The organism is Piscinibacter sp., assembly GCF_050175855.1.
GTDB lineage: Bacteria > Pseudomonadota > Gammaproteobacteria > Burkholderiales > Burkholderiaceae_C > Piscinibacter.
The window spans coordinates 1-10,752 of sequence record NZ_JBFXIO010000157.1; the positions used below are offsets into that span (position 1 = coordinate 1).

At 72.1% G+C, this 10,752-nt stretch carries 3 protein-coding genes; all 3 read left to right on the plus strand.

The window, feature by feature from the left end:
* The coding region (locus tag AB7U92_RS13315) for a thioesterase II family protein (RefSeq protein ID WP_428577456.1) at positions 1-595 on the plus strand (595 nt) is incomplete at its 5' end.
* 14 nt (positions 596-609) lie between these two features.
* Positions 610-5,091: a type I polyketide synthase gene (locus tag AB7U92_RS13320; protein WP_428577459.1), complete on the plus strand. Its 4,482-nt coding sequence runs from the start codon at positions 610-612 to the stop codon at positions 5,089-5,091.
* 7 nt (positions 5,092-5,098) lie between these two features.
* A partial coding sequence (locus AB7U92_RS13325) for an SDR family NAD(P)-dependent oxidoreductase (protein ID WP_428577462.1) occupies positions 5,099-10,752 on the plus strand: 5,654 nt, incomplete at its 3' end.

Below are 10,752 nucleotides of genomic sequence, written 5' to 3' on the forward strand. Positions count from 1 at the left end.
GCTGACGGACATGAACCAGATCGTCGAGGCCACACTAGACGCGCTGGTCGACGAGATCGATCTCCCGTTCGCCTTGTTCGGTCACCGCATGGGTGCAGTGGTCGCAGCGGAGCTCGCCCACGCACTCGTGGCACGCGGGGGGCCTCTGCCGGGCCACCTGGTGGTGTCGGGTCGCCGCGCCCCACATTGCCCCGAGACCGACCCGCCGCTGCACACGCTGGGCGATGCCGACTTCTTCGCCGAACTGAATCGCCGGTATGGCGGCATCCCTGCGGAAGTGCTGCAGCACGAGGAACTGATGCAGTTGCTGCTGCCGGCCTTGCGCGCCGACCTGCAGGCCCTGGAGACGTCCGCAAACGCGGCGGGGCGGGCGGCCCTGCCGATGGCACTGAGTGCCTTCGGTGGCAGCGACGATCGCCGAGCGCAGCGCGATCAGCTCGAGGGCTGGCGGTCGGAAACACACGGCCCGTTCCGCGTGCGGGTGTTTCCTGGCGACCACTTCTATCTTCAGCCCCGGCGCGCCGAGCTGCTGGCCGACCTGTCCGTGACCCTGGCTCCGCTGCTGTCGGCTCCGCTGCCACGGATCCACGCGTGACCGTCGGGGCCGCCATGCACAGTTCACCGCCGGTGGCCATCGTCGGCATCGGCTGCCGCTATCCCGGCGGCGTCGCTGACGCTCGTGAGTTCTGGCGCCTGCTCTCCGACGGGCGCGATGCCATCGGCGAAATCCCGCGCGACCGCTTCGACCTCGATCGCTTCTACGATGAACGGCCTGCAACGCCGGGCCGCGTGATGACCCGCTGGGGCGGCTTCCTCGACAACCTGGACCGGTTCGACGCTGCCTTCTTCGGCATCTCGCCGCGCGAAGCCGAACGCATGGATCCCGCCCAGCGCCTCGTGCTCGAGACGGCGTGGGAAGGTCTGGAAGACGCGGGCCTCGACATCGCGGCACTCGACGGCAGCGATACGGGCGTCTTCATTGGCCAGTGGTTGAGCGACTTCGAGGCGCGATTGTTCGACGACCCGGAGCAGGCCGACTTCTACATGACCACCGGCAGCGGCCGCTACGCCACTTCGGGGCGGCTGTCCTATCTGCTCGGCCTTCGCGGCCCGAGCTTGACGCTGGACACCGCCTGCTCGTCGTCGCTGGTGGCGGTGCACGCCGCACTGCGCAGCCTGCGCAGCGGCGAGTGCCAGCTCGCGCTGGCCGGCGGTGTCAACGTGATCCTGCAGCCGCACATCAGCGTCGCCTACTCGCAGAGCCGGATGATGGCGCCGGACGGGCGTTGCAAGTTCGGCGATGCACATGGCGACGGCTACGTGCGCAGCGAGGGTGCCGCGCTCGTCGTGCTCAAGCCGTTGGCGCGTGCACTGGCCGACGGAGACCGCGTCTATGCCGTGCTGCGTGGCAGCGCAGTCAACAACGACGGTCGCAGCAGTGGTTCGATGGGCACGCCCAGCCGTGCCGGTCAGGAGGCGCTCCTGCGCAGCGCCTACGCCGATGCCGGTGTTGCCGCCTCGGAGGTCAGTTGCATCGAGGCCCATGGCACCGGCACACGCGCCGGTGATCCGGTCGAACTCGGCGCACTCGCCGCCGTGCTCGGCGAAGGGCGCCTCGGAGCGGCCCGTGCCCGAGTCGGCTCGGTCAAGACGAACATCGGTCACACCGAGGGCGCAGCCGGTGTGGCCGGCCTGATTAAGCTCTCGCTGGCCCTGCACCACGGCCGCATCCCGGCCAGCCTGCATTGCCGCGAGCCGAATCCGGCCATCGACTGGGCAAACGCTCCGTTCGAACTGGCGCGCCGCCAGGATAACTGGCCACCCGGCCCGCGGTTCGCGGGGGTCAGTGCATTCGGAATTGCCGGCACCAATGCCCATGTGGTCCTCGAGGCCGTGTCGGCCGGCGCAGGGGACGCCGCCGTCCCGGTCGCCCTGCCCGATCGTCCCGCGATGCTGCTGTTGTCGGCGCGCAGCCACGAGGCGCTGGTGGCGCTGGCGCGCGCCTACGCCGAACAATTGAACGGCGCCGACCGGGCCCTGCTCGACGACCTTTGCTGGGCGGCGGCCACCCGCCGCACGGCGCTGTCGCATCGAGCCGCGTTCGTCGCCGTCGACGCCGCAATGATGGTCTCGCGCCTCGAGGCCTTCGCCGCCGGTGAGGCCGCCGACGCCGCGGGCGTGGTGCACACCGCCCCTGCTCGCGGCCCGGTGTTCGTGGTACCCGGTCAGGGTGGGCAGTGGGTCGGCATGGCGCGTCAGCTGCTCGACGCCGAGCCGGCGTTTCGCGATGCCCTGGAGGCCTGCGATGCCGCGGCACGCCCCTGGCTGCATGTCTCCATCGTGGATCATCTGCGTTCGACGACGACGGCGCCGGAGCGCATCGACGTGATCCAACCGGTGCTGCTGGCCGTGGCCATCGCGGGCGCACGCTGGCTGGAGTCGGTCGGCGTGGTGCCATCGGCACTGATCGGCCACAGCATGGGCGAGGTCGGCGCCGCTCACCTCGCCGGTGCACTCGACCTGGCCCAGACGATGCGCATCATCTGCCGCCGCAGCGCGCTGATGTCGCGCGAGAGCGGCCGCGGTGCGATGGCGATGGTCGAGCTGCCGATCGACGACGCGGGCCGGCGGCTCGCGGGACTGGAAGACCGCCTCTCGGTCGCCGTGAGCAACAGCCCTCGATCCTGCGTGATCTCCGGAGATCCGGAGGCCTTGCGCGGCCTGCTCGAGCGGCTCGAATCGGAGGGCGTGTTCTGCCGCCCGATCAAGGTCGATGTCGCTTCGCACAGCCCGCAGATGGACGCCGCATCGGCCGCGCTGTCTGCCGAACTGGCCGACCTGCAGCCTCGGCCGCCGCAGCGCGAGCTGCTCTCCACCGTGCTGGCGCGCAGGGTGCAAGGCGCCGAGCTGGATGGCGGCTACTGGGGCCGCAATCTGCGCCAGCCGGTTCGCTTCACCGAATGCGTGCAGCTGGCGCTCGACGGTGCGGCCGGCAGCTTCGTCGAACTCGGCCTGCATCCCGTCCTCGTGGCGGCAGTGGAACAGACCGCACAGTCCCGCTCGCATCGCGTCGCGGCGATGTGCTGCGGCCGGCGTGAAGAGGCGGAATCCGTGCGCCTGCTGACGGTTCTGGCCGGACTGTGGGTCGCCGGCCATGCACTCGACCTGCGGCGCGTGCTGCCGGCGGCGCGGCGCTGGGTCGATCTGCCGCACTACCCGTGGCAGCGCGAGCGTCACTGGATGCGTCTGGCCGATCCGCTGGAGCAGCGTCGCGGACGCGGCAGTTCCCCCGCCGCCGTGCCGGCCGATCAGCAGCGCTGGCTGCACGCATTGCGATGGGAGACTGCCGGCGCGCCGGCCGCAGGCGCGGAACCCGGCCCATGGTGGGCGACCGGGCACGACGCCGACAGCCTCGTGGCAGCCTGGAACAGCGCCGGCCACAACGCCCGCGCCGTCGGTGCCGAGCAGCTGGAGGCTGCCTTGCGCAACGGTCCGTCGCCGAGCGTCCTGGTCTGTCTTCCCGGCGACGACGCCGATGCAGGCTGGCTGCCGGTGGCCACGCTGCAGGCCGTGGCACGTTCGGGCCGGCTGGACGGCAGCCTGCGCCTGTGGGTGGTCACACGAGGCGCGCAGGCGCGCGGCGGCCGCGTGGCGGTACGCGCTGCGGCGGCCTGGGGCAGCGGCCGGGTGCTCGCCGACGAACACCCCGACAGCTGGGGCGGGCTGGTCGATGTCGATCCTCAGGCCACGCCAGAACAGACCGCGGCGGCGCTGGCCGGTGAATTGGGCACACCGGGAACGGCGCAGGTGCTGTGGGACCACGGCCAGCGGTTCGAGTTGCGCCTGCGGCCGCTGGTCGACGGGGAACTCGAGCCCGCCCCGTTGCCCTGGCGCAAGGACGCGTCCTACCTGCTGACCGGCGGACTCGGCGCCGTCGGCCTGAAGGTGGCCGCCGCCATGGTGGCGCAAGGTGCGCGCCGCCTGCTGCTGCTCGGCCGCCATGGCCTGCCGCCGCGCTCCCGCTGGCTCGATGCCGGCATCGCTGCGCGCGACCAGCAGCGCATCGCCGCTGTCCGCGCGCTGGAAGCAGCCGGCGCAGCGGTGCATGTCGTCGAAGCCGACGTCGCCGACCCCGCATCGCTCGAAGGCGCGCTGCGGCGCCATGACGCCGAAGCCTGGCCGCCGATCCGCGGCGTGGTGCACGCCGCCGGCGAGTTGGACAACCGGCTCGCAACTGCGATCGATCGAGACAGCTACGATCGCACCGGCGCAGCCAAGCTCACCGGTGCGCTGCACCTGGACCGCCTGTTGCCCGAGCTCGACTTCTTCGTTCTGTTCTCGTCGGTGAGTGCCGTGCTGGGCTTTTCGGGCATGGCGAACTATGCGGCGGCCAATGCCGGTCTCGACGCGCTGGCCGCCGATCGGCGTGCACGTGGACAAGCTGCGATCAGCCTGCAATGGGGACCGTGGGAAGGCACCGGAATGCACGGCGGCGACAACGCCGCGGATGAGATGGAAGTCCTGCGCCGGCGCGGCGTGCGCAGCTTCGGCCCGGATCAGGGCGCGGCCCTGTTCGCGGCGCTCGCGGGCCGCGCCGAGGCCGCAGCCATGATCGTTCCGATCGAATGGCCGACGTTGCGCGCGGCCGGCCATGGCGGCTCACGCGGGCTGTTCGCCGGCCACAGCGAACTCGGCGAGACGATCGCGGGGGCCGGACTGGCGGCGCGACTCGAGACGCTGGCACCCGAAGATCGCCGCCGGCTGGCCGAGCCGCTGGTGCGCGAGGCCGTCGGCGCAGTGCTCAAGCTGGCGCCGGCACGCATCGATCCGGCGCAACCGTTCGGGACGCTGGGGCTGAGTTCGCTGCTGGCCATGGAATTGCGCAACCGACTCGAGACCTTGTTCGCGCGCCCGCTGTCGGCAACGCTGGCCTGGAACTACCCGACGGTCGACAGCCTGGTCGGCTTCCTGTGCGGCGAAAGTCCCGTCGCCGCCAGGCCCGCGGCAGTGGCCAGGCCGGTGGAGATCCATGCCGACGTCGGCAGCCTCAGCGAGGCCGAGGCCCTGCAACTGCTGCGCCGCCGCCGCTGAGCCTGCGATGAGCACCGACACCCCGACCCCGACCTTGCGCGAGCTGTCACCGCTCAAGCTCGCTCTGCTGGCCGGTCAGGCGCGCGCCGCCAGCGAGCCGCTTCTGAAGGCCGATCCGATCGCCATCATCGGCATGGGCTGCCGGCTGCCGGGTGGCGTGTTCGATGCCGAGGGCTTCTGGCAGCTGCTGCGCGACGGTGTCGATGCCGTGCGCGAGGTGCCGCCGGGGCGCTGGGACACCGACGCGCTGTACGACCCCGATCCGTCGGTGCCCGGCAAGATCGCCTCGAAGTGGGGCGGCTTCCTCGACTCGATCGATGGCTTCGACGCTGCCTTCTTCGGCATCCTGCCGCGCGAGGCAGAACGCATGGATCCGCAGCAGCGGCTGTTCCTCGAGGTCGCGATCGAGGCGCTGGACCATGCCGGCCTGCCCCGCGACAAGCTTGCCGGCTCGCGCACCGGCGCGTTCGTGGCCAGCTACTACAACGAGTACGCGCAGCTTCAATACGGCGACCCTGCGACCATCGACGCACGTACGCTGACGGGCACGGTGCACAGCGTGCTGGTCAACCGCCTGTCCTACCTGCTCGACCTGCGCGGGCCCAGCATCTCGATCGACACCGCCTGCTCCTCGTCGCTGGTGGCCATCCACCTCGCCTGCCAGAGCCTGCGCCACGGCGAGAGCGACATCGCCATCGCCGGCGGCGTGTCGCTGATGGTCACCGAGGCGCAGATGATCTCCCTGTCGAAGGTCGGCTTCATGGCGCCCGATGGCCGCTGCAAGACCTTCGACGCCAGCGCCGATGGCTTCGGCCGTGGTGAAGGTTGCAGCGTGCTGGTGATGAAACGGCTGGCCGATGCGCTGGCCGATGGCGACCGTGTGCTCGCCGTGGTGCGCGGCTCGGCGGTGAACCAGGACGGCCACTCGACGGTGCTGGCGGCACCCAACGGTCTGGCGCAGCAGGCCCTGATCCGCGAGGCGCTGGACAACGCACAGGTCGAGGCGTCGAGCATCGGATTTGTCGAGACGCACGGCACCGGCACGCCGCTGGGCGATCCGATCGAAGTCGAGGCGCTGGGTGCCACCGTGGGTGTGCCCGCCCCCGGCGCGACGCCCTGCCTGCTCGGCGCGGCGAAGGCCAATCTCGGCCACCTCGAGGCGGCCTCCGGTGCAACCGGCGTCATCAAGGCGGTGCAGGTCTTGCGTCATGGCGAGATTCCGGCACAGGTGCACTTTCGCAGCCTCAATCCGCACATCTCGCTGGACGGCACGCGCCTGGCGATCGCGGCACAGCGCACCCCGTGGCCGGCCGGAGCCGCGCCCCGGCGCATCGGCACCAGCGGCTTCGGGGTCGGAGGCACGAATGCCCATGTGATCCTGGAAGAGGCGCCCCGGCTGGGCAACGAGCCGGCGCCGCCGGCGCCCGCGCCGTGGCTGCTGCCGCTGTCGGCGCAGAGCGACGCGGCCTTGCAAGCGCTGGCGCGGCGCTGGATCGACTTCCTCGGCCAGCCTGCCGCGACGCTGCCGGCGCTGTGCGCCGCCGCCGGCGAACGCCGATCGCACTACGACCATCGACTCGCCGCGGTGGCGAACTCGACGGGCTCGCTGATCACGCAGTTGCAGGCCTTCGCGGAAGGACGTGAAGTGGCCGGGCTCGCCATCGGACGCCGCGCCCGGGCACGCCCGCAGCGCCTGGCTTTCGTCTTCAGCGGCCAGGGCCAGCAGTGGCTGGGCATGGGCCGCGAACTGCTGCGCAGCGAGCCACCGTTCCGCGACACGCTGAACGACATCGATGTGCGCCTGCGACGTCATGTGGACTGGTCGCTGCTGGAGCAACTGGCGGCGCCCGAGGGCGCCTCGCGACTCGACGACACCGAGGTCGCCCAGCCGGTCCTGTTCGCGCTGCAGGTGGCGCTCGCGGCGCTGTGGGCACATTGGGGTTTCCGACCCCAGGCCGTGACAGGCCACAGTGTCGGCGAGATCGCCGCGCTGCACGTCGCCGGCGTGCTCGATCTCGACGAAGCCTTGAGGGTGGTGGTGCTGCGCGCGCGTTTCATGCAGCGCGCCACCGGCCAGGGCGCCATGGCTGCGGTCGGCCTCACCGAGGCACAGGCCCAGGCCCGGCTCTCGCCGCACCGCGGGCACCTGTCACTCGGTGCGGTGAACAGCCCTCGCGGCGTCGTTCTGTCGGGCGAGCGGGTGGCACTGGGTGCGTTGCTCGCCGAACTCGAGCACGAGGGCGTGGCGCAGCGCATGCTGCCGGTCAACTATGCCTTCCACAGCGCCCAGATGAAGCCGCACGCCGAGGCATTCGCGCAGGCGCTCGGCGAGGTGCGCAGCGCCGCGCCGCGGCTGCCGGTGTACAGCACCGTGTCCGGCCGCCGCCTCGAGGGCCGGGTCGATGCCGAGTACCTGGCGGCCAACGTGCGGCAAACGGTGCGTTTTGCCGATGCCGTGGCGGCCATGCTCGGCGACGGCCATGACGCTTTCCTGGAGATCTCGGCGCACCCGGTGCTGGCCGGCGCGATCGCCGAATGCGCCGGCTCCGCCGAGGAGCCCCCGATGTCGCTGGCCTCGCTTCGCCGCGAACGCCCCGAGCGCGAGTCGCTGCTGCAGTCCTGCGCGGCGCTCTACGCCGCCGGGCACACGCCGGACTGGGTCGGGCTGCAGGGCGGACCCGCCGAGGTGCTGGACCTGCCGGCGTATCCGTGGCAGCACCAGCGCTACTGGTTGCCCGTGCCTGACGCCGGCACGGCGCCGCTCGCGGCCGGTACGCCGGCCACACCCCTGCTCGGCCGTCGGCTGGATGCCGCTGGCGGCGCATTGTTCGAGGCACACTGGCCCGGGTCGACGCCGGCCTGGCTGAACGAACACCGCGTCGGCGGCCGGCTGATCGTGCCCGGGATGGCCATGCTCGAGGCCCTTCGCGAGGCGGCCGCAGGTTCGCTCGGCACGGAGAGCGTGCGGCTCGACGATGTGGTCATCCATCGCCCGCTGCAGCTGGACGAGGACGCGGCCAGCCGCTGGCAGGTGCTGGCAACCGAAGCCGCCGACGGGCGCGTGCGCGCCACGCTGCATGGCCAGGACACGGCGGCGGCGACAGGGTGGCAGAAGATCGCCAGCGTCGGCGTCGCCTCGGCCTGGCCCGCCCCCGTGGTCGCCGGCACACCGGTGCCAGACGGTGTGCCGGACCCGTCGCTCGCGGATGTCTACGAGGCATTCGGGAGCCTGGGCATCCAGTTCGGACCGTCGTTCCGTGTGCTTCGGCGGCTCGATCTGCGTGACGGTGCGGCCACCGCCTGGCTGGCCCTGGATGCCGCCGACACGACGACCTGTGCAAACACGCTGCTGCTCGATGGCGCGCTGCAGGCGGCGGTTGCCGCGCTTGGTGGCGGCGTGCCGCGCGAGGCCCTGCTGCCGCTGGCTGTCGAACTGGCCGAACTGCCGGCGACGCTGCCTGCCGCGCTGCGTGCCGAACTGCGCTGGACGCGGCCCGAGGGCGCTCGCGCGGTGCGCGTCGACGTCGTGCTGCATGCACTCGACGACCGCGTGCTCGGTCGCCTCGATGGCGTCAGCCTCGTGCCTGCCGGTGAACTCGCCAGCGACACGGACGACATGCTCTACGAGGTCGCCTGGTCGGAAGCGGAGCCCGCATCGGATGGACCGGTCGATGAAGGCTGCACGCTGGTGCTGGGCCACGACGGCAATGCGCTGGCCGCCGCGATGCGGGCACGAGGGCGTAGCGCCCTCGCCCTTGCCGTTGCGCACTGGCCTGCCGAGCGATCGGGCTGGGCGGCGCTGCTGCAGGCCGGCGAGTCGCCACGACTGTCAGCGGTCGTGCTGGTCGACGATGGTGCTGAGGCTCTGCCGACCACTTCTCTGCTGGCGCTGGTGCAGGTTCTCGCGCAGCGCGGCGATGTGGTTCTCGGCCTGGTGACCCGCGGCGCGCAGGCGGTTCACGGCAGTGTCCCGCAGCCCGCCGCGGCGGCACTGTGGGGTCTCGGCAGCGTCATCGCGGTGGAACACCCGGAACTGGCACTGCGCCTGATCGACCTCGATCCCGACGCGGCCAGCGTCGACGTCGCCGCCGTCGCCGGGCGCTTGTGCGTCGTGCCCGCCGGCGGATCGCGCTGGGCCGTGCGTGGAACGGCGTGGCTGCGGCCGCAGTTGCGCCGCCATGCCACGCCGTCGTCGCAAGCCGTGGCGAGGACACTTCGCACCGATCCTGGCGGCACGCTCGACGGCCTGGCCTGGGCCGGGCACGACCCCGCACCGCCTGGGCCCGGCGAGGTGCGCGTTCGTGTGCTCGCCGCCGGGCTGAACTTCCGCGATGTGCTGATGGCGCTGGGCATGATCCCCGGCCAGGAGCACTTCCTCGGCGCCGAGTGCGCTGGTGTGGTCGAAGCCTGCGGCGCCGGCGTGTCCGGCCTGAAACCGGGCGACCGCGTCTTCGGGTTCGCACCGCGCAGCCTTGCGTCCCACGTGAACGTTCCGGCCGCCTACCTGGCGCCCTGGCCCGAATCGCTGGGTTCGATGGAGCAGGCCGCCTCGCTTCCGGTGGCGTACCTGACCGCGATGCTCGGGCTGGAGCACATCGCCGGCCTGCGTCCCGGCCAGCGCGTGCTGATCCATTCCGCCGCCGGCGGCGTCGGTCTGGCGGCGCTGCAGCTGGCGCGACGCGCCGGCGCCGAGGTCTTCGCCACCGCGGGCAGTCCGGCCAAGCGCCAGCTGCTGCTCCGACTCGGTGCCGCGCAGGTGTTCGACTCACGTTCGCCCGATTTCAGCGCACGCATCCTGGCGCTCACCGGCGGCCGGGGCGTGGACGTCGTGCTCAATTCGCTGGCCGGCGAGCTCATCGGCGCCAGCGTCGAGGCGCTGTCCGCGAACGGCTGCTTCCTCGAGCTGGGCAAGCGTGATGTCTGGCCGGCGGAACGCTTCGCCGCCTTGCGGCCTGCCGCGCGCTACGCCGTTTACGACCTCGGCAGCACGGCGGCTGTCGAGCCGCAGCGCGTACGACCGATGCTCGACACGCTCGTCGCCGCACTGCGCGACGGTTCGCTGCAGCCGCTGCCGCTGCGTGTCTACGACTTTGCGCAGGCATCGGCCGCGTTCCGGCTGATGGCGCAGGCCCGTCACGTCGGCAAGCTGGTCCTGCGTGCCCCGCGCGATGCCGGCACGGCCGACGAACTGGCAGTCCGGCCGGACGCGCGCTACCTGATCACCGGCGGCCTCGGCGCACTGGGCCTGCACACCGCGCGCTGGCTCGTGCGCCGCGGCGCGCGTCATCTGCTGCTCAGCGCCCGCCAGGCACCCTCTGCGGCGACGCTGCAGGCCCTGGAAGCGCTGCGCCACGACGGTGTGAACGTCGAGGTCTGCACCGCCGATGCGGGAGATGAGGCGGCCATGCGCCAGCTGCTCGCGGCGCGGCCGGGCCAGGTGCCGCTGCGGGGCATCGTGCATGCCGCCGGCGTGCTCGATGACGGCCCGCTGCTGATGCAGGACGCACGGCGTTTCGCCCGGGTGCGTCGCGGCAAGGCGGACGGCGCACGCCTGCTGGACACGCTGACGCGAGGGATGGCGCTGGACTTCCTCGGGGTCTTTTCCGCCGCCGGCTCGCTGCTCGGCCCGGCGGGTCAGGGACCCGATGCCGCCGCCAATGC